The organism is Shewanella sp. GJ50-10, assembly GCF_055808815.1.
Genome location: NZ_JBVVSS010000001.1, coordinates 3,934,075 through 3,955,793, shown reverse-complemented (window position 1 = coordinate 3,955,793; position 21,719 = coordinate 3,934,075). Strand labels below are relative to the sequence as shown.

General features: G+C 42.4%; 16 protein-coding genes. All 16 read left to right on the top strand.

Annotated elements, in window-relative coordinates:
• Positions 1-141: 141 nt before the first annotated feature.
• The 16 genes from AC0L4E_RS16615 (at position 142) to AC0L4E_RS16540 (ending at position 21,717) form a co-directional block, all read left to right on the top strand.
• Positions 142-639: a type II secretion system protein gene (locus tag AC0L4E_RS16615; protein WP_473680302.1), complete on the top strand. Its 498-nt coding sequence runs from the start codon at positions 142-144 to the stop codon at positions 637-639.
• Positions 629-1,186 carry a type IV pilus modification PilV family protein gene (locus AC0L4E_RS16610; RefSeq protein WP_473680300.1) on the top strand — a complete coding sequence of 186 codons (558 nt, stop codon included), beginning with the start codon at positions 629-631 and terminating at the stop codon, positions 1,184-1,186. The genes AC0L4E_RS16615 and AC0L4E_RS16610 overlap by 11 nt, the downstream gene beginning before the upstream one ends.
• Positions 1,186-2,052, top strand: a complete 867-nt coding sequence (locus AC0L4E_RS16605) for a PilW family protein (protein WP_473680298.1) — start codon at positions 1,186-1,188, stop codon at positions 2,050-2,052. The genes AC0L4E_RS16610 and AC0L4E_RS16605 overlap by 1 nt, the downstream gene beginning before the upstream one ends.
• The gene (locus AC0L4E_RS16600) at positions 2,042-2,518 is read left to right on the top strand and encodes a tumor necrosis factor receptor family protein (protein ID WP_473680297.1); all 477 of its coding nucleotides are present in this window, start codon (positions 2,042-2,044) and stop codon (positions 2,516-2,518) included. Before AC0L4E_RS16605 ends, AC0L4E_RS16600 begins: the two co-directional genes overlap by 11 nt.
• On the top strand, positions 2,508-6,680 hold the full coding sequence (locus tag AC0L4E_RS16595) for a DUF6701 domain-containing protein (protein WP_473680295.1): 4,173 nt from the start codon (positions 2,508-2,510) through the stop codon (positions 6,678-6,680). The genes AC0L4E_RS16600 and AC0L4E_RS16595 overlap by 11 nt, the downstream gene beginning before the upstream one ends.
• Entirely contained in the window at positions 6,680-7,132 is a 453-nt protein-coding gene (locus tag AC0L4E_RS16590; protein WP_473680293.1) for a DUF6701 domain-containing protein, read from the top strand. Before AC0L4E_RS16595 ends, AC0L4E_RS16590 begins: the two co-directional genes overlap by 1 nt.
• A gap of 289 nt (positions 7,133-7,421) precedes the next feature.
• Complete coding sequence (locus AC0L4E_RS16585; protein ID WP_055022908.1) at positions 7,422-8,471, top strand: rod shape-determining protein; 1,050 nt, start codon at positions 7,422-7,424, stop codon at positions 8,469-8,471.
• A gap of 81 nt (positions 8,472-8,552) precedes the next feature.
• On the top strand, positions 8,553-9,461 hold the full coding sequence (gene mreC / locus AC0L4E_RS16580; protein WP_473680291.1) for a rod shape-determining protein MreC: 909 nt from the start codon (positions 8,553-8,555) through the stop codon (positions 9,459-9,461).
• Positions 9,458-9,946 (top strand): rod shape-determining protein MreD, encoded by a 489-nt coding sequence (mreD, locus tag AC0L4E_RS16575; RefSeq protein WP_473680289.1) that lies wholly within the window; start codon positions 9,458-9,460, stop codon positions 9,944-9,946. The genes mreC and mreD overlap by 4 nt, the downstream gene beginning before the upstream one ends.
• Before the next feature lie 2 nt (positions 9,947-9,948).
• Complete coding sequence (locus tag AC0L4E_RS16570) at positions 9,949-10,542, top strand: Maf family protein (protein WP_473680287.1); 594 nt, start codon at positions 9,949-9,951, stop codon at positions 10,540-10,542.
• A 99-nt stretch (positions 10,543-10,641) separates the two neighbouring features.
• Entirely contained in the window at positions 10,642-12,132 is a 1,491-nt protein-coding gene (gene rng, locus AC0L4E_RS16565) for a ribonuclease G (RefSeq protein WP_473680285.1), read from the top strand.
• Complete coding sequence (locus tag AC0L4E_RS16560; protein WP_473680283.1) at positions 12,132-16,766, top strand: YhdP family protein; 4,635 nt, start codon at positions 12,132-12,134, stop codon at positions 16,764-16,766. The genes rng and AC0L4E_RS16560 overlap by 1 nt, the downstream gene beginning before the upstream one ends.
• Positions 16,690-17,523 (top strand): carbon-nitrogen hydrolase family protein, encoded by an 834-nt coding sequence (locus tag AC0L4E_RS16555; protein WP_473680281.1) that lies wholly within the window; start codon positions 16,690-16,692, stop codon positions 17,521-17,523. The genes AC0L4E_RS16560 and AC0L4E_RS16555 overlap by 77 nt, the downstream gene beginning before the upstream one ends.
• 138 nt (positions 17,524-17,661) lie before the next feature.
• A complete protein-coding gene (gene tldD, locus AC0L4E_RS16550) occupies positions 17,662-19,110 on the top strand; it encodes a metalloprotease TldD (protein WP_473680279.1) in 1,449 nt (482 codons plus the stop codon).
• A gap of 143 nt (positions 19,111-19,253) precedes the next feature.
• On the top strand, positions 19,254-20,753 hold the full coding sequence (locus AC0L4E_RS16545) for a TolC family protein (RefSeq protein ID WP_473680277.1): 1,500 nt from the start codon (positions 19,254-19,256) through the stop codon (positions 20,751-20,753).
• Entirely contained in the window at positions 20,743-21,717 is a 975-nt protein-coding gene (locus AC0L4E_RS16540) for an HlyD family secretion protein (RefSeq protein WP_473680275.1), read from the top strand. Before AC0L4E_RS16545 ends, AC0L4E_RS16540 begins: the two co-directional genes overlap by 11 nt.
• Positions 21,718-21,719: the final 2 nt, after the last annotated feature.

The window sequence follows — 21,719 nt, the reverse complement described above, 5'->3', positions numbered from 1 at the left end:
AAATTACAAATATAACTACAAAAATTTAACCATTATTGATGTATACCCGTTTGCATTTTTAATAAAGGATATCAAGACGTTTGTGTTATATTTTGCCATACTATGTATAGGTAAATGTAACAAAAGGCGCTCATCATTCAAATGTCTCAAACTCGGCTTGCACGGCATTGTTCAGGTTTTTCATTAATCGAACTGGTCACTACGATTCTAATCGTAGGAATTATTGCTGTGTTTGTACTGCCTAAGCTGTTACCTGAATCGAGTTATAGCGCTTATACTCTCAGAAACGAATTCATTAGCGAATTAAGACAAGTGCAAACTAAAGCACTTAATAACAGTGACCGCTGTTATCGGATTAGTGTTGTGTCTGATGGTTATCAGCTGACGACCTATAGTCATGATGTTAACAGTGCATTTTCTGGTTGTATTAATACTCAGTTAATTCGAACAGAACCAAAACAAGCATTTAGTGGCGGAGCTATTATTGAATTAGCCAGTAATGGCAGCAACAATTTTAGTATGGATTTTGATAATTTAGGTCGTACAACTTTGGGTTGCAGTGGTAATTGTTTTGTCGTCATTGCGGATGAAACACTTAATATCGCTATGGAGTCTGAGGGGTACGTTCATGCTTTATAGCGCTCAATTACCGCATTGTAGACTCAACAAGCTAACGGTTAAATCATCGCAATTCGGTTTTACATTAATCGAGCTTGTTATTGGCATGCTGGTGTTAAGTATTGCCATTGTCATGCTCACTTCTATGTTATTACCCCAAGCAGATCGCGCAGTAGAAACCTTATCTCGGGTTAGATCTGCAGAGTTGGCTCACTCTGTAATGAATGAAATTTGGGGTAAGCGCTTTGATGAAAACACTAATTCTAACGGTGGTATTCCAGCTTGTAATTCAACAGCGCCTAGTAACCCCGGAATAAACTGCTCAACGGTCTTAGGACACAATGGTGAAGGGCGAAACGATTTTAATGATGTTGATGATTATCATGGTCTTAATATCAACAGCAACATGCTTGATTCAACTCAAACCTATGCCGATGTGTATTTAGGCTATCAAATGCAGGTAGCTGTTGAATACCGAAACGGCCAAGCCGAAAAAGTAATCACTGTGGATGTTACAACACCTTCGGGTGAAGTTATTACTTACCAAGCGGTAAGGAGTAACTATTAATGAAAGCTAAATATTGTTTGCTACAACCTAAAAATCGTTTGAGGCAAGTCGGGTTTACCTTAGTAGAGATGGTAACCGTTATTCTAATACTGGGTATTCTAGTGGTGGGCGTGAGTAGTTTTGTTATTTTCGGTACCCGTATCTTCGTTGAGTCTAGTTCAATTGATCAAGTACTTGGTCAAAGTCGATTTGCCGTGGAGCGTATGACGCGCGATATTCGTAACTCTGTGCCTAATAGTGTTCGCATTCGTACTGACAATAGTGGCAGTTTTCAATGTATTGAAATGCTACCTATTGAAGCCAGCAGTAGTTATTTAACGCTGCCAATTTATCCTAATGCTTCCGCATTAACTGGCACAATTGTAGATAACAATATTAGCGTAGGTAATGGGTTATTTGCCATTGTGTATCCCTTAGCTAATGAAAGCATCACAGGTGTAAATGATGTTTATCAAGCTTCGCGAAATAAACGTTTTGAAGTGCAGTCTGCTTCTTCATCAGCAGATATCATTACACTCACTTTTGGCGGCTCTGTTCAGTTTGCGGAGCAGTCGCCTATTAAGAGAATATATTTTGCGGCGCAGCCGGTGAGTTATTGTTTTGAGACCATAGCAGGCACAGCTGAAGTTAATTTAAATCGATATTCAAACTATGGCTATATTGTCAGCCAGCCCGTGCCATTAACTATGGGGACTGGCGTATTGATGGCTGAAAATATTACTAACAATTTATTATTGGAACCTGCGATTAAAGTGACAGAGCAAAACTTGATGACGAATTCTATCGTACATCTGGAGCCTCGGTTTAGCGTTAATGGTGAAACATTTAAATATCAGCATCAAGTGCAGGTGACCAATGTTCCTTAATCATCAGCCGTCTCAAATTACCCAAATGAAAGTTGTGGGGCGACATAAGCAACAAGGCAGCGCGCTTGTCATTGCAGTGTTTGTGTTAATTGTCATGTTTCTGTTGGCTGGTACCTTAATTCGTATGCTCGAAGATGGAGATGAGTCCGTCAATGTCGAAGTGTGGGGGGCAAGAGCTTTGTTTAGTGCCAACAGTGCTGCGGATGCAGAGTTAGCAAAATTATTTCCGTTATCTGGCGCTGTGGGTGTATGCAGCGCTAATTCAACTTGGACCCCGCCAAGTTCTGTCGGCTTTCATGGTTGTAGTGTTGCGGTGACATGCAACGCTATAACTGTTGCAGGCATTACTCAGTATCAAATCACCAGTAATGCGGTATGTGAAACAGGTGATTGCGCAGGTAATGCTGCGACAACTAGTTGTTTAAGAGTGAATCGCCAAGTGGAGGTAGAAGCCCGTGGGGATTAAGGATTCTATTAAATATATTCTCATTCTTTTGCTATCTATGATGGCAACAGCGGCTTACGCATTTGAAGATATAGATGTCGATACTATTTGGCCTGCAGTTGCTCAAGGGCATAATGGGAGTAATAGTGGAAATTGTAATAGTGTACCTAGTCCTCATCTTTCTATTTTGTCGGGGGCTATAATTAATGGAACAAAGAACCTCCCTTTAGATTTTTGCTCTACGAATAATAATATACCCGCTGATAGCTGCGACGATGAAAATGGCAATAGTAGAACCTGCACGATTTCAACATCAAAAATTGTCGGTATAAATATGGGGGGAGGAAACAAATTTGAAACCAGTAATGGCAGTGGAGGCAACTATTCTTGCAATAACCAGCAGCAAATTACGCTAGGGGATACAGGTGAAAATCAGTTTACTGATGTTAAATCTGATGATTGTACTATTACTATAACGAATGATTTTTCTGAATATCGATTTAATAGCTTAGAGGTAACCAATAGAGGGAAATTGATCTTATCGGGCGGTGATTATTGGGTTGATGATCTTATAATAAATAGTGATTCTGAAGTTGAGCTATTGGGTGATACAAGGTTATTTGTAAATCAAGATGTCACTTTTAAAGATCGCGTAACGGTAAATAATAACAATAGCTTTGAATTACAGTTAATCACTTATAATTCATTATATTTAGAAAGTGGAAATGAAATTAATGCATTGATATTTGTAGATGAAACTTTAGCAATGACGAACCAATCCGTTATTAATGGAAATGTTACAGCAAGAAAACTACAGATGGATAATAACTCAATCATTAATGTAGGCAGCCTACCTGAACAATTCCATATTCAATATGGTAAAGCGACTTCAGGCAGCGTGGTATTTGACACTGCATTCCCAGATGGGGTTACGCCACTTGTTTTCTTAATGCCAACCATTGAGCAAACCAATACCAATAATGATGGGCCTGCGTCAGTATTTTTATCTGGAACGCCAACAACAAATGGATTTAATTGGACACAGCAAGAGCCTGAATCACAAGGAAACCGTTATGTTCAGTCAGAAGACATGACGGAAGTGCACTGGATCGCTGTGACTGAAGGTACCCATGAACTACCTAATGGTACAGAGCTTATTGCAGGAACAGTTGAACTAGATAACGCATTAATTGGCTCGAATAGTCAGTATGTCAATGTTGCCCTGCCAAGTACGCAAAATGTAGTGCTCAATCAATTACAGACCCAAGTTAATGATTGCTGGTTTACCAGCCTTTCTCAATTCAATAATGCAGGTATTCGTTTAGCAATGGATACCTCGGAAGTGAGATCAAACAACACTAGATGCCAGCCTGGTAACTTAAATAATAACCAAGTACAGGGTGAAACAGTCGCTTACCTTAGTGTGGAGTCAGGCACTGGGACAATGGCATTAAATGGTGAAAACTTTAAATATCATTTTGGTGAAGCACAAACATTCACCAATGGTAGTGTTCAAGATTTAGCATATCAATGTAATTACACTTCAGATCTTGAAGGGTTTACTAACCCTCCTATTTTTGTAGCCGGGAAAAATAGCCGACGTGGCGGCGATGGCGGCTGGTTAAGGCGCTGTCAATTAACTAACTCACTCGTTAGTATGGCGGTTGATGAAGATACCTATCGAGATACCGATCGACGTCATATTTGGGAAAACTATAGCTTCATTGCACTTGAGAAAGAAGAGCAGGTTTTAACTTGTTTTAATGATGACTTTCAACGCAGCGATGTAGGTGATGATTGGGTTGTTTCTGAAAGTCGTGGCGGTTTTATACCTTCCATTGTCAATAGTCGTCTACGGATAACACAAGCTGCCGGAAATCAGGCTACATCGTCCACATATCAGCGACTTTTCCCTGCGGCAGATAACTTGGTGGTTATTGAGTTTGATCATTACGCCTACGGCGGTAGCGGGGCTGACGGTATCGCTTTCGTTTTATCAGATGCCTCAATCACTCCTCAACCCGGCTCTTATGGTGGGCCGCTTGGATATGGAGCTCGTTCAAACGATGATGGTTTTGCTGGTGGTTGGTTAGGTTTTGGTATTGATGAGTACGGTAACTTTTCTACCGAAGGTGGCCCCGGAGGACCAGGTAGAAGACAGCAGTCTGTTGCAGTTCGTGGTTCAGGTTCAGGTACAGATGGATATAATTATTTACGAGGTACTTGTGATAATGGAACAACGAATCCTAATGGAGATTGTTTATCACCAACGGTAGATAATAATGAAAATGCAAATCATCGTTACCGTATTACCGTTGACTCTCAAATTGCAGGGCAATCAATGGTAAGTGTCGAGCGTGACACTGGCTCAGGCTCAGGCTTTGTAACCTTAATTGCTCCTTTCGATGCGGCTGCCGAAGCTAATCAGTCTGATGTTCCAGCAGATTTCTTACTTTCACTTACTGGCTCTACCGGTGGTGCTACAAATAATCATGAAATAGATAACGTTGAAATCTGTGCGCTTGAGTCCAACCCCATTGGCGTTGTCATAGATCATTTTGAATTTACTCATACCGGTTCAGCGTTAACTTGTAATGCTGAACCAATGACGTTAAAAGCCTGTGCCAATGCTGATTGTAGCCAAACTGTCCCAGATTTTGTGACGGCGACATTAAGCCCTGCCACAATTGCTACTGGCGGTGGTTGGGTCGGCGGTAATGTGGTCAGTTTTAGTGGCGGAAGTACTAGCTTAGAACTAAGAAATAATACAGCTGGGCCGGTAACTGTTGATGTCACAGGCTCTACACCTGGAGCAAAACCATTCAGTACGACTTTGTGTAGTGTTGCTGGAAACACGCCTACCGCGGCGCAGTGTACCTTTAACTTTTCTGATAGCGGTTTTATTTTTGATGTACCAGACAAGTTAGCCAATAAACCCACCGGTGTTATTAATATATCTGCAGTAGAAAAAGATAGTGAAACTCTCGAGTGTGTTCCTCAATTTACCGATGTCACTAAGAGTGTTGGTTTTTGGAGTGATTATGTATCTCCTGATGAGAGTACTGTGATTTCGGGGCAGAGTGTATCTGTCACTGGTGCGGGGGCTGCTACCAATATCGGTACGACTCAAACAGCAAGAACACCAATTAATTTGGACTTTAACAGCAGCGGTATCGCAGAAATTGAAGTGAATTATCCCGATGCTGGACAAGTGCAACTTAATGCACAATACGATGGTACAGGGGATGAAGCTGGATTAGTGATGGTTGGCGCAGATCTTTTCGTCAGCTTTCCTGTTGGACTATGTGTGGAACCTGTAGATGCTAATGCTAGCTGCTCAGCTGGCAATAGTACTTGTCCTGTTTATATAAAAGCGGGCGAAGAGTTTGATCTGGTTATTAAAGGGGTGGCTTGGGAATCGGATACTGATACAGATTTTTGTGACAATTCCAGCACACCAAACTACGCTCATGCTGATATCACTTTAGGTAGTAACTTAGTTGCGCCTTCGGGCGGAGTTGAGGGAGTTCTAGGTCTCTCGACTTACGATCATGTTGCTGCTAATGATAATAGTAATACAGTGACCCAGACCATCAGTGAGGTGGGTGTTTTTGAGTTTACCGCGAAGGCGCCTTCAAGCTATTTAGGCTCTATTTTTTACGATATTCCACTGGCCAGCTCAGGTAATATAGGTCGTTTTATTCCTGATCGATTCGTTATTAGTGGCGTCAGTGTTTTACCAGCCTGTGGCATTTTTAATTATATGGATCAGCCTTTTTCTATGGCGATGAATATTAGTGCCTTTAATATTGGTTCTGAAATCACTAAAAACTATCAAGACAGCTTTGCTTATGCCACGGCTTTATTGGTTGGGGAAAATGCCGATGACGGTGATGATAAGCGTAATCGAATGAGCGCATTACCTGTCTCTGCTGGTTCCTGGTCTGCAGGTGTAGCCACTATCGATAGCAGCTATATGGCAAGCTTAAGCCGTACTGTTGCACCCAGCCAAGATGGACCCTTTGAAGATTTTGATATTGGTGTCATCGTTGTCGATAACGATGGCGATAATAGTTTTGTGGCTGACCCAGACATGAATGCGGCAACAACTGGAGCATGTAGCAGTAGTAATTGCGATGCAAAAAAATATCCAATCAACGTTTTCGTCATGGTCGAGTGTTAATGGATAACACCTATGGTGCTGAAAACGATACCCTGCAAATGCCAACTCGAGCTGAGTATTGGAATGGTTCTAGTTGGATAACTAACATTGATGATAGTTGCTCTATTGTTACCCCAGCACTTGCTAGCCAAGTGAATGATGCTGCTTTAGGTTACCAATTTGAACCTGCATTGGTTTCAGGACAACAAATTACTCGCGCTAATGATTTAATCCAGTATCCAAGTGGAAAGTTTGCAAACGGTGAGTTCACCTTGTTATGGGATGCCGTGATTACAGGTTCCAACGACTACCGAGGTCAGGTTACAGCACCTCTAATTGTCCCTGATTGGCTGCAATGGTATTGGAATTGGGATAATACCTCGTCAACCACCTTGTATGATCCAAGAGCGAGTGCTTATTTTGGGCGCTATCGTGGTCACGACCGAATAATCTATTGGCGCGAAAAACGATAATATAAGCTAAAAGGGAAGAATATTATTTGCAGATGGAATGATTCATTCATTTCAAATCGTCAAATTATGTTCATGCAGCAATTTTTTGACAGTTTTTTTTGCCAAATGGTGCTGTTTTTATATTCGATTTATTGTTGTTTTTATGCGCTGGTGATTTAAATGATTAATAATGTAAAAAAATCGTCAAGATTAGCGATTGTTAACCCGTTCGGTCTTGTAGAAACTGAGCTGCGTTGATAAAGTTACCTGATTTTTCTTTCTTCTGACGTTACAGAATACAGGCTAGAACATGTTCAAAAAGCTGCGTGGAGTTTTTTCAAACGACCTATCGATCGATTTAGGTACGGCAAATACATTAATTTATGTTCGTGACGAAGGTATCGTGCTTAACGAACCATCAGTTGTAGCTATTCGTGGCGAACGTGGCAGCAGCGGACAAAAATCAGTAGCTGCTGTGGGTACAGACGCCAAGCAAATGCTGGGTCGTACTCCTGGTAATATTCAAGCGATCCGCCCGATGAAAGACGGCGTTATTGCCGACTTCTATGTGACCGAAAAAATGCTACAGCATTTCATTAAGCAAGTGCATAACAATAGCTTTTTCCGTCCAAGCCCACGAGTTTTAGTGTGTGTACCAGTTGGTGCAACACAAGTAGAACGTCGTGCTATTCGCGAATCTGCCATGGGCGCAGGTGCTCGCGAAGTTTACCTAATTGAAGAGCCTATGGCTGCGGCGATTGGTGCAGGTTTACCTGTGTCAGAAGCAACCGGTTCTATGGTTGTTGATATCGGTGGTGGTACTACTGAAGTCGCTATTATTTCATTGAATGGCGTGGTGTATTCATCATCTGTGCGTATCGGTGGTGATAAGTTTGACGACGCGATCATTAACTACGTACGCCGTAACTACGGTAGCTTAATTGGTGAAGCAACTGCTGAACGTATCAAGCATACGATTGGTACAGCTTATCCTGGCGACGAAGTACTTGAAATTGAGGTACGTGGTCGTAACCTTGCTGAAGGTGTTCCAAGAAGCTTTACACTTAACAGCAATGAAATTCTTGAAGCCTTACAAGAGCCGCTATCTGGCATTGTAAGTGCTGTGATGGTTGCGTTAGAGCAATCTCCACCTGAGCTTGCTTCTGATATTTCTGAGCGTGGCATGGTATTAACTGGTGGTGGTGCGTTACTTCGCGATTTAGATCGTTTATTAATGCAAGAAACCGGTATTCCAGTCATGGTTGCAGATGACCCATTAACATGTGTTGCTCGAGGTGGCGGTAAAGCCCTTGAGATGATAGACATGCATGGTGGCGACTTATTCTCTGAAGAGAACTAAAGAGCGAAACAATGGCGGTGTTTATTCTGAATACTATATTTATTCTGAATAGGGTGTTTAGAGTGTCACCGCCTATAAATTATGAAGCCCATTTTTGTTCGTGGTATATCGCAACAGTTTAGATTAACACTGGCAATTTTTTTGTCGGTGGTATTACTTATCGCTAATGATCGCCTCGATCCTATTCGTCAGTCTATTTCCTCTGTTTTAAGTCCCCTACAATATTTAGCTAATGTGCCAGGTTTATTGCTGGATTGGTCTGCTGACTCTATTGCTACCCGCAACATGCTGGCTATGCAAAATAAAGAATTGCTGCGCCAACAGTTAATGATGTCAGAAAGGTTGCAACGTTTTGAGCACTTAAGGCAAGAGAATGAACGCTTAAGAGCATTATTAGGCTCACCTGTTCATATGGATGCCCGCAAAGTCGTTGCTGAAGTCATGGAAGTAGCAAGTGATCCGTTTAGGCATTATGTGGTTCTTAACCACGGTGCACGAACAGGTGTGTTTGTTGGTCAGTCCGTTGTGGATGCACAAGGGGTGGTTGGTCAAGTTGTTGAAGTGAGTGAGCTCACCAGTCGCGTCCTACTGGTTACCGATCCAACTCATGGTATTCCTGTCCGTATTACTCGAAATGATGTTCGCGCAATGGCGCAGGGCACGGGTGATATTGACGAAATTGAATTGCGTCACGTGGCTAAAAGTACCGACATTGTTGTAGGTGATTTACTAGTTACCTCTGGTTTAGGTCAACGCTTCCCTGAAGGCTACCCCGTTGCTCGCGTAATGAAAATATCTCGCGATGCAGGACAGAGCTACTCGGTCATTTCTGCTCAGCCTTTAGCGGCATTAGATCGTATTCGCTATGTATTGCTTATTTGGCCTGATGACAGCTTAGATGAAGTATCAGCGCCATTATTAGCACCAGAGTCATCAGAACCTGGCGATGAAAATAGTGATACAGAAACACAAGATGAGGTGAGCCAATGAGTGCGCATATCGCAAATGGCCGCTTTGTTGTGTTAGTAACCATTTTTATTGGCATGATGTTTCAAATCATGCCGCTACCTAAAATCGTTGAAGCTTGGCGACCGGACTGGTTGTTAATGGTGATGATTTACTGGGCGATGGCATTACCTCATCGTTATAGTATTTTAACTGCTTGGATTTTAGGGGTGCTGTTAGATGTATTACTGGGGGCAACCTTGGGAATACGTTCCTTGGCATTTTCGATTGTGATTTATGTGATAGTGATGCAATCGCAGCGATTGCGTAACTTTACTCGTTGGCAGCAGTCCATTTTAGTGGCCATATTTGTTTGCTTTTACCACTTTATTATTTATTGGGTGGAGTTTGTAGTAAACGGTGTAGCCTTTGATTGGTCCATGTTTTTACCTGCAATATCCAGTATTTTTATGTGGTGGTGGGTATTCTGGGTGCTTAGAAATATTCGCCGAAGCTATAAGGTACGTTAACTATGGGTTGGGTTCTCGCTTCTACTTCTCCAAGACGCAAAGAGTTATTTGCTCAAGTGGGATTCTCCGAAGCCAATTTCTCATTTAAGCAGGTTGCACCTGATATTGATGAGTCGCATCAATTAGGTGAATCAGCTGCTGATTTTGTCGTTCGTTTAGCCATAGAAAAAGCCCAAGTCGGTCTCAGCTTGTGCACTGATGAAGCTGAACCTAAGGTGCTTGGTTCAGACACTATTGTCGTGTTGGGCGAGCAGATTTTAGGTAAGCCAACAGATAAACAAGATGCGCAGAGAATTTTATCTGATTTATCTGGTCAAACTCATCAGGTGATGACAGCAGTGGCCGTAACAAATGGCAACACAACGCTCACCAGATTGTGTCAGACAGAAGTGACATTTTGCCATATGACACTAGAAACAATTAATGCCTATATTGATACACAAGAGCCAATGGATAAAGCCGGAGCCTATGGCATTCAGGGTTTAGGTGGCTGCTTTGTAAAATCGATAAAGGGTAGTTATTCAGCGGTAGTCGGATTACCTCTTGTTGAGACGCGCGAATTACTACATGAAATGAATCATATTGAATTAACTTAATCTTTCGTTCGCAAGCATGTGAATTTTACTGCGCTGAGTATAAAAATATAGGCGTTAGTAATGCATTATCCTTGCAGCGGGGCGTTAAACAGGTGGCTTATGCAAACTAAAGCACAGCGTAAAAAAGGATCTGAATTACTGATTAACGTCACGCCAACTGAAGCAAGGGTCGCACTTGTTGAACATGGTGTGTTACAAGAAGTCCATATTGAACGCCGCATGAAACGTGGTCTTGTAGGCAATATCTATAAAGGAAAAATTAGCCGTGTGCTTCCGGGCATGCAAGCAGCATTTGTCGATATTGGTTTAGAAAAAGCCGCATTTTTACATGCATCAGACATTGTGCCTCACACTGAATGTGTCGCAGATGTCGAGAAAGGCAACTTTGTTGTTCGCGATATTGCTGAGCTTGTTCGACAGGGGCAAGACATTATGGTGCAAGTGGTTAAAGACCCACTTGGAACCAAAGGCGCCCGCTTAACCACGGATATCACTTTACCTTCCCGTTATCTTGTATTCATGCCCGGTTCGAGCCATGTGGGCGTATCCCAGCGTATTGAAGAAGAGTCAGAACGAAGCCGTTTAAAGAAAATTACCGAACCTTATGTTGATGAAGATGGCGGTTTTATTATCCGCACCGCCGCTGAAGGTGTTGGTGATGATGAACTAGCCCAAGATGCAGCATTTTTACGACGAGTATGGGCTAAAGTGAGCGAACGCAGAAAGCGTAAAGGTGCGACCTTGCTGTATCAAGACTTGGCACTGCAAGTACGCATTATTCGTGATTTTGTTGGTACTGAACTTGATCATATCCAAGTGGACTCGCGCCGCACGTTTGATGAAATTGAAGGCTTTGCTCAAGAATTTATGCCTGAGATTGCTGAAAAAATTGAGCACTATGCCGGCCCATCACCTATTTTTGAACTTTACGATGTAGAGAATGAAATACAGCGTGCGTTAGGTCGTAAGGTAGAGCTTAAGTCTGGTGGCTATCTGATCATCGATCAGACTGAAGCCATGACAACCGTTGATATTAATACTGGGGCTTTTGTCGGCCATCGTAATCTAGCCGAGACTATCTTTAATACCAACTTGGAAGCGACTCAAGCTATTGCCAGACAACTTAGATTGCGCAACTTAGGCGGTATTATCATTATCGACTTTATCGATATGATGAATGAAGAGCATAAGAAACGGGTTTTAGATAGCTTAACATCCGCTTTAGCCACCGACAGAGTTAAAACCAGTGTTAGTGGTTTTTCAGGCTTAGGCTTAGTTGAAATGACCCGTAAACGCACCCGTGAAAGCCTTGAACATGTTGTGTGTGGAGAGTGTCCAGCGTGTAATGGCACCGGCTCAATGAAAACCGTAGAGACGGTTTCATATGAGATATTTAGAGAAATTATTCGCTTAAACCGTGCCTATGCAGCAGATGAGTTTTTACTGTATTGCTCACCTGCAGTTTATAAGAGTTTAAGCACTGAAGAAGGCCATTTATTGGCAGAGTTAGAGGTTTATATCGGTAAGCAAATTCGCCTACAAAACGAAACTTTATATACTCAAAATAAGTATGATGTGGTGATGGTGTAGTGCCCAAAAGTAAAACCGTTAAAGCTTGTCGTTTTCTGTTCCAAACCATAGCCGTAGTATTAGTACTATTTGCGCTAGCGGTCAGTCTCATCCGTGGTTTGTTGCCACAACTACCCGAGGCTCGCTATGAAGTTATCAATTACTTGCACGACCAATACCAAATTGAAGTTCAAATTGGCAAATTGTCTGCCGAGTGGCAGGCTTTTGGGCCAGCATTAACAGTTAATAACCTAGTTATTCCTCCTCAACCAAGCTTGCCTGTCACGTTAATCGCCAGCAAGGTACATTTTAAACTCGATTTTTGGCAAACCTTGCTAACACTATCGCCGAAAATTGAAACGGTGAATTTTGATGGCATTCATGTAGCGCTTAACGTCGATGAGTTGTCTAGAGGAAGTTCGCAACCCGTCAGTAATACCAGTTTAGATTGGCTATATGCACTATTGTTAGAGCAGTTAGAGTACTTTTCTATCAGTGACGGTACACTACAGCTGTTAAGTCATCATCACGATTACCGACCGATTTTCATCAGTAATTTTATCTGGCATAACCGCCCTAGTTTGCATCAAGGTAAAGGTTTTATGCACCTTGACCCTGAAGCTTCTGAGAAAGAGCTATTGGCTTTACGGGTGGATTTAAATGGCAGCGGGTATAACCCTGACGAACTGGTTGGACAAATTTATCTGTCAGCTGAATCGTTAGACCTTGGGGAATGGGCGTCAAGACAGCATGATCCATTACTCAAACTGGATAATATTGAGTTCGAAGGTGTGGTCAATCTTAAAGCTTGGCTAGGTATTGAATATCGGACAATCAACACAGGTTTATTGACGTTTGAGTCGAGTTGGTTGCAATGGGTTAGTGCTGAAAAGCAGGAAAAGTTCGCGATAAATGGCGGCGCACTAAAGTGGCAGCCCAAGGATAATGGTTGGCAAGTTACAAGCCATGATTTAGATTTCTCCACCAATGGAGAGCCTTGGCCTGAACTCAACTTATCACTTCAAACAAATTACAGTGATTTATCGGTAAGCATAAATGAGATAGCACCAGAAGTATTAACTCCTTTATTACCGCTCATTCCTAAAATGGGCGAGAAGGGAGTACAAAAGTGGCGTGCACTATCTCCTCAGGGGCTTATTGGACCATTGCAGCTTTTAAAAGAACCGGGTAAGCCGATTTTATTAAAAACTGAAGTGACACAACTTGAGTGGCTCGCATCTGACAGTATTCCAGGCACTAGCCCAATTGATTTCAATCTCTCGTGGGCTAATGGTTTATTAAATGCTGAATTTCCTGAGCAAGATTACATACTCGATTTTAAAGGTGGCTTTGAGGCTCCTTTAGCACTTAAAGGTGATGAATTTCAGGTTCAATATAATGTTGAACAATCTCGTTTAACCATGCCTAAGGTGCACTTTGCAAACCCAGATATTGATATTGCAGCATCAATGCAGCTGGATATGGCGCAAGATGCGCATTTAGCCTTAAGTGCCAATGTGGCAATTACAGATGTAGATAATGCTGGGCGCTATTTTCCGCTGCATACCATGAGTGACAACTTAGTCGATTATTTAAATAATTCCTTGCTGGCAGGGGAAATTCCTGACGCTAAAATTATATGGCATGGGCAACTCAATCAGTTCCCATATCAAGATAATTCAGGGATTTTTCAAGCTGGATTTAACCTCAACGATGGTGCGTTTTTATTTCAGCCAGATTGGCCAGCTGTTGATGAGTTAAGTTTATATGCCTTATTTGAAAATGCGGCGATGGACATCATTGTTAATCAGGGTAATTTACTAGAAGTTCCTGCTGATGGCGCCCATGTTTATATTCCAAATATGGGTGACAAAACGACCTTAAGGGTAGAAGCAAAAGTTGGCGCTGATGCCGATGTAGCCAAAGCAGTTATTGATAATTCACCCTTAAAAAATTCAATTAGCCCTACGCTAAATGTGGTGCAAATATCTGGTGATATCGTCAGTGAGTTGGATTTAACTATCCCGCTTTATGATGGCGCTAAAGCTGACAATAAAGGTGTGATTAAATTTAATGACAACACTGTTTATGTTACCACTCCAGGCTTAACTCTTGAACAAGTGACGGGCAATGTTGAATTTAATAATGCTGAAGTGAGCGGTCAGCAAATTAGTGCCAACTTGTTTGAACAACCCTTGATGTTCGACTTTGCCACAGAGCAAACCAATACAGGCGATCTCGCATTAACTGTTGATATAGGTGGTGAATGGAATTTAGATACCTTACCTGACTATATTGATAATCCATTAAGTGAATACTACTCAGGAACTATGGCTTGGGATGGCGCAGTCACAATGATATTCGACCCTATTGGATATCGATTACAAGTTCAGGTTAACTCAGACTTAGTGGGCACTGCGTTGTCATTACCTGCGCCATTTAATAAAAACGCCCAGCTAGCAAAATCACTACGCGCAGAGTTAGTAGGTGATAACAAACAATCATCGTTAAGCATTAAGTTGGATAAAGATGCTGAGTTTTGGGGCGGCTTTAACGAACAAAGTGGTGACTATCTTGCTCATTACGATTTGCTATTAGGTCGTCATTTTAAGTTGGGTGACAAACTCGAAAAAAGTGATGGGCATATTCAAATCGACTTACCTGAAGCCGAACTAACGCAATGGTTACCGATTATTAGTAAGTTCACCGAGAAGGTTAATTCATCTATTGATGCGCTTCCTGAAAAATCAATCTCTGATGAAATAATCTCTGATGAAATAATCTCTGATGTAATAACTTCTGATAAAACTATCACAGCATTGGCTGACACGATTGTTCACACTCAATCAATTGCGCCGACAGAAATCATCCTAGCCTCAGGACAGCAAGCATCAAGTGCGAATGGTTCATCAGTTAATGAACCAGAAAATGAGAATGAAACAAACTCGGTTGTTGATAAGACGATTGATAATAATCAATTAGCTAGCGCTTCAAAATCAGGTAACCAATTGTCAGAAACTCAAGTAAGCAACTCTGACACTGAGTCTGACACTGACAAGGGGTTAGTTATTGATGATGTCGAAGGTCAAAATGATAGAGTAAGCTTTTTCCCGCCATTAACCCTGATTGATGCGCGTATCGGCAGTTTGAATATTTTAAGCCAAAAGTTCGATAATTTAACTTTTGCAGCAAAACCATTAAAGCATGTATGGCGTTTTGATATTCAGTCAGAGCAACTTGATGGTCATATTGATTTTTATCCAAGCTGGCGCGAACAAGGGCTTAAAATTGTTGCCAGTAAATTGCATTTATCACTAGAGGTAAAACCTCCAGAAGAGGCGGAATATACACCGGACAACTTGCTGGATAACTTACCGCCGCTAGCGGTCGATGTGGATGATTTTGGGTTATATAACGCAAAACTTGGTCATCTAGTGCTGCAAGGTATTCCTTACGAAAATGGTTATCGCTTTCAGACCTTAACCTTAACTCGTCCAATCGTCAGTATGCAGGCTTCTGGTGACTGGACCTTCGCTGATGGTAAAAGTCTGACCAAATTTGATGTTGATATAAAGGCTAGTAAGTTTGATGCCTTATCAGAGGCACTTGGCATTAATCCTGGGCTTAAAGATGCGCCAGTGGATATGGTGGGTGAGTTTTCTTGGGAAGGCGCGCCTTACGCTTTTTCACTTGAAACCTTGAACGGTAAGTTAAGATTTGATTTAGGTAAAGGTTACCTTTCAGAAATCAGTGATAAAGGCGCACGTATATTTTCATTGTTTAGTTTAGATTCGCTGGTGAGAAAACTGTCGTTAGATTTCTCAGATGTGTTTGGTAAAGGGCTCTATTTTGACTCTTTTAGCGGCTCATTAGATATTGATAATGGCGTTGTTAAAACCACTGATACTGAAATGGATGCGATCGCAGGCAACATGAAAGTGCGTGGTTATACTGATTTAACGACTCAAAGTTTAAACTACGATATTCGTTTTATTCCGCAATTGGCATCTAGTGTACCGACAGTGGTATTACTGAGTACCAGTGCGTGGACACTGGGGTTAGGTGCATTTGCATTAACAAAAGTGTTGGAACCTGTGATTGAGGTAATCTCTGAAATTCGTTTCCGTTTAGGCGGTACTATGACAGACCCACAATTAGATGAATTAGAACGTAAGAGTAAAGAGATTGAAATTCCTGAGTCAATTTTTCCACGCAGTACGCAGCCAACCGATGGTGAAGAGCTAAAGCCAGAAGCCGATGCTGCAATAGATCCTTCCGTGATTTCTAAAGTTACCGAGTCTCCTGAAGTCACCGAATCGTCAGTGAGTACGGGCTCGCAATCTAGTGTTGAAGGAAGCTCCGACACTAATATTGAAACAAGTACAGAAGTAATTACTGAATCAAGTACAGAAGTAATTACTGAATCAGGTACAGAAGCAATTACCGAAGGAAGTGACAAAGTAAGTGACGAAGACATCTCTGAAACTGATACCAATGTCAGTACCGATAGCAATACGCTATCTTTTATAGATTATAAACGACGCGTGTGCGCACAAAAGGCAAGCCAAGGAGGCAAGGATGCAAATCAGTTTACTGCAATGTCAGAGCAGCAAAGATGTAGCAGCCAATCTGGCGTTTATCGACTCGCAGCTTAAGGTTCTTCCTCGAGTGAAAGCAGAACCACAGTTAGTGGTTTTACCTGAATGTAGCTTAATGTTTGGTGGTCGAGAGCAACAGCAGTTAGCGATTGCGGGGGATGACCAAACTAGTGAGCTTAAAAAGTCCTTAGCGGGTCTAGCCAAGCGGCATCATGTTTATATGGTGGCGGGTACCATACCTATTTCAGCTGAAGATGGACGCGTCTATAGCCGCAGTTATCTATTTGATGATTCGGGTGATACCTTAGGTAGCTATGATAAGTTACACTTATTTGATGTTGAAGTTGCCGACAATACCAAGTCATATCGAGAAAGTGATACTTTTTGCCCCGGTGAGCGTATTACAGTAGTTAAGACCCCATTTGGCAATATCGGCTTAGCCATTTGTTACGATATTCGCTTTCCTGATTTGTTTCGGGCGTTAAGACTTGCTGGAGCTGATTTTATAGCCTTACCGTCAGCATTTACCAAGGTAACAGGTGAAGCACATTGGCAAACCTTAGTTCAGGCACGAGCGATTGAAAGTCAGTGCTATTTGTTAGCTGCCGATCAGTGGGGGCAACATAATCAAGGTAGCCGGGAAACATGGGGCCAAAGCATGATTGTTGACCCTTGGGGGCGCATTGTTGCCCAGCGGAAAACAGGTTTGGGCTGGGTTCAAAGTAAAGTCGATTTATCAGAGCTTGATAAAATCAGGCAACAAATCCCAGTGGCTCAACATAACCGATTTGATATACCTAAGCTGTTAAGTTGAGATAACTTAGAATACTCAATTAAACAAATCTAACTTCACGCTGAACCGTTATAAATACAGATTATCGACAATTGCAGCATTAAGCATGTGATTGATTAGCATCATTTTAGAAGCCAAAAAGGCTTAAAGAGAGAATTAATGCCATTTCTAGCTCAAGTAGAACAAAGTTTATTACAAGATGGGTTAACCCTAGATGGTCTACAAGATTATCTGAAGGTTATTCACCAACATAATATCGATTTTTCAGACTTGTACTTTCAAGGAAGCCGTCACGAAACTTGGGCGCTTGAAGATGGCATTATCAAAGAGGGTAGTTTCCACATCGAGCGTGGTGTGGGTGTAAGAGCTATCACTGGTGAAAAAACCGGTTTCGCTTACGCTGATGAAATTACTCCTGCTGCGCTGCAATCAGCTGCTGAAGCGGCCAGAGGTATTGCACTAGCTGGCCAGCAACATAAGGTTCATGCCTTTAAACGCCATCAGACTAACAGCTTATATAATAGTGCAGACCCGATTGCTGCAATGGAAGAAGCGCCAAAAATTAACTTGTTAAAACAAACTGATGCTTACATACGAAGTCTTGATAGCCGTATTATTCAGGTAGTGGTTAGCCTTTCTGGGGTTCACGAAGAGATTTTAGTTGCCGCGAGTGATGGCACATTGGCTGCTGATATTCGTCCTTTAGTGCGTTTTAACTGTAGCGTGATTTTAGAAGATAACGGTAAACGTGAACGTGGTAGTGCAGGTGGCGGCGGCCGTCATGACTACAGTGTATTTCTTGCTACTGATGATGCCGGATTACCTGTGTGTTTTGAATTTGCCCGTGAAGCAGTTCGCCAAGCTCAGGTTAATGTGAACGCGATTGATGCTCCAGCAGGTGAAATGCCAGTGGTGCTAGGCAATGGTTGGCCTGGTGTATTACTCCATGAAGCGGTTGGTCATGGTTTAGAAGGTGACTTTAACCGTAAAGGCAGCAGTGCATTTAGCGGAAAAGTTGGCCAGCAAGTGGCATCAGAGTTAGTTACAGTGGTAGATGACGGCACGATTGCAGATCGTCGTGGCTCACTGAGCATTGATGATGAAGGTGTACCAACTCAAAAAACCACCTTGATTGAAAACGGTATTTTGAAAGGTTACATGCAGGATAAGCTAAATGCCCGCTTGATGGGTGAAGCGACAACAGGTAACGGTCGTCGTGAGTCTTATGCTCATTTACCTATGCCACGTATGACTAATACGTACATGGAAGCGGGGTCTTCAACACCTGAAGAGATGATCAAATCTGTTAAAAAAGGCATTTATGCACCAAACTTTGGTGGCGGCCAAGTTGATATCACCTCAGGTAAGTTTGTGTTCTCAGCATCAGAAGCGTATTTAATTGAAAACGGTGAAGTGACTGACGCTATTAAAGGAGCAACATTGATTGGTAATGGCCCTGAAGCCATGAGCCAGATTTCAATGGTGGGTAATGATTTAGCCCTTGATAAAGGCGTTGGCGTATGTGGTAAAGATGGTCAAAGTGTCCCTGTTGGGGTTGGTCAACCTACTTTAAAACTCGATAGTTTAACAGTAGGCGGAACAGCTTAATCGAATGTCGAATGCAAAAGGTGTCGTTATGACACCTTTTTTAGTTATGTGATACAGGTAAATCACTGTTGTAGATGTGAAAAGTAAAACTAGTTATAATTCGCCATCAATAGAGTAATTGCTCTACTTAAAGGATGAGGTTAATGAGGCATTTAGCAGTTTTCAGTTCGAGTTTATTGAGCTCAAGCTATTCGGTTACCAGAGCTTATGGTTCAATAGCTTATGATTCGACAGTTTACAAAAAGCGTAAATGGTTGCTGCCGTCCTTGCTGGCGTTATGTTCGTTCGTCCTTCCGGCTCACGCAGAGCCCTTAGCCTTTAACAGCGCTTGGCAACAATTATTAACTGTTAGCGATAAGCTTAAAGCTCAATCCCAAGAAGTTAGCCGTGCTGAAGCTGAAGAGCGTGCAGGCGAAGATATGAATTTACCTTCGTTAAATCTTGCGGGTAGTTATACTCGTTTAGAAAAACCAATTGAACTCGATTTACGCGACCTTAATCCGTTAGCGGCAATTGACCCATCTGGTTTACCTCCTGCATTAGGCGAAGCGTTAGCGGCCATTCCTGGTTCCATGTTTGTTACTCCATTTACCGAGCAAGATATTTTTCGCGCAAGCTTACAAGCTATGTGGCCAATCTATACGGGGGGTAAAATTACTGCTGCCCAAGGAATTCATGCCGCTCATGTTGAAGAGAAAAAACACGAATACTCACTGACCACTCGTGACTTATTTACTCAATTAGTCGATCGTTATTTTGCTGTGGCCGTGACCCAAACCTTAGTGAATACCAATCAACAATTGGTTGATTCTTTGGCTGAGCATGAGTCCCATGCGCAAAAGTTAGAACGTGAAGGTCAGATAGCCAAAGTTGAACGCTTGAATGCTCAAGTGGCATTAGAAAACGCCAAAGTAAACTTAGGCAGTTCAAAGCGTCAGAATGAAATGGCACAAATTGCGCTATCTAGAATGTTGCAACTTACCGATGTGAGTCCAACGTCAGGGCTATTCAGCCTACCTCAATCGCCATCTTTACCGCGTTTAAGCCAATTAACGTTAACCCAGCATCCTGCGCTTAAATTGCTTGAAGCAAAAGAAGCGCAAGCCAATGGCCTTATTCAGTTAGAGAAAGGCCGCTACCATCCGACGGTGTATTTATACGGTAATTACACCTTGTATGAAGATGACAGTTTGTTCTCACAAATAGAGCCTGATTGGATGGTTGGCGTTGGGGTAAATGTCCCGCTTTTTGCCCGAGATGGTCGTAGTGGCAAGGTAGAGGCGGCTCAAAGTGCATTGCTTCAAGCTAAATACACCAAAGCCCAAACTCAACAAGATTTAAGCTTATTGGTTGATCAAAGCTATCGTCAATTACAACAAGCTGACGAAGAGGTAAAAGCGCTGAATACCTCACTTGCCCTAGCGACAGAGAATCTACGTTTACGCGAACTGGCATTCAATCAAGGGCTGTCAACATCAATTGATAGAGTGGATGCAGAGCTAAAACTGAGCGCAGTTAAAACACAGCAACTCGGCGCGCAATATCGTTATGTACAAGCTTACGCAAGATTAATGGCTATTAGTGGCCAAGTGGACGAATTTATTGGTCGAACCCAATTACAGGAGCAGCAACATGCGGGCTAATCGAATTATTGCCGTAATCGCAATTATTTTTCTGCTAGGAATATTAGCCTACGGACTAAAGTTAGCGTTTGAGCCGAAACAGACCATTTTACAGGGGCAAATAGAAGCTCGTGAATATAACATCTCATCTAAGGTGCCGGGTCGAGTAGAGCAAGTTATGGTTCGCCGTGGTGATAAGGTCGAAGTAGGTGATTTATTATTTGCGATTAACAGCCCTGAGTTAGATGCAAAACTGATGCAAGCTGAGGGCGGTCGAGATGCCGCCAAAGCCATGCAGCAAGAGGCCGATAATGGTGCGCGCCAACAGCAAGTCACCGCCTCAAAAGAGCAATGGTTAAAAGCTAAAGCCGCTACAGACTTAATGGAGACGACGTATCAAAGAGTGGAAAACTTATTTGATGAAGGCGTAGTAGCCAGACAAAAGCGCGACGAAGCATTCACCCAATGGAAAGCGGCGCAATATACCGAACAAGCGGCATTAGCTATGTATCAAATGGCTGATGAAGGTGCACGAGTGGAAACCAAAGCTGCTGCTGCCGGTAATGCCCGTATGGCAGAAGGTGCAGTAAAAGAAGTTAACGCTATTTTAGCCGACAGCCAAATGCGCTCGCCTAAGGTAGCTGAAGTTAGCGAAGTATTACTTCAAGCTGGCGAGTTAGCACCAAGCGGTTTCCCTGTTGTTAGCTTGATTGATATTTCAGATGCTTGGGCTGTGATGCAACTGCGTGAAGATCAATTAGCTGATTATAAGCAAGGTCAAACAGTATCGCTAACCATCCCAGCTTTAAAGCTAACCGAAGAGTTTACCATTGCTCACATTAGTGTGATGGGCAGTTTTGCAACTTGGCGTTCTACCGAAAGCGGTCACGACTTTGATATGCGAACCTTTGAAGTAGAACTCCGTCCAAATCGACCTATTGCTGATTTAAGAGTGGGTATGTCAGTGCTACTGAGCGCCGATTAACG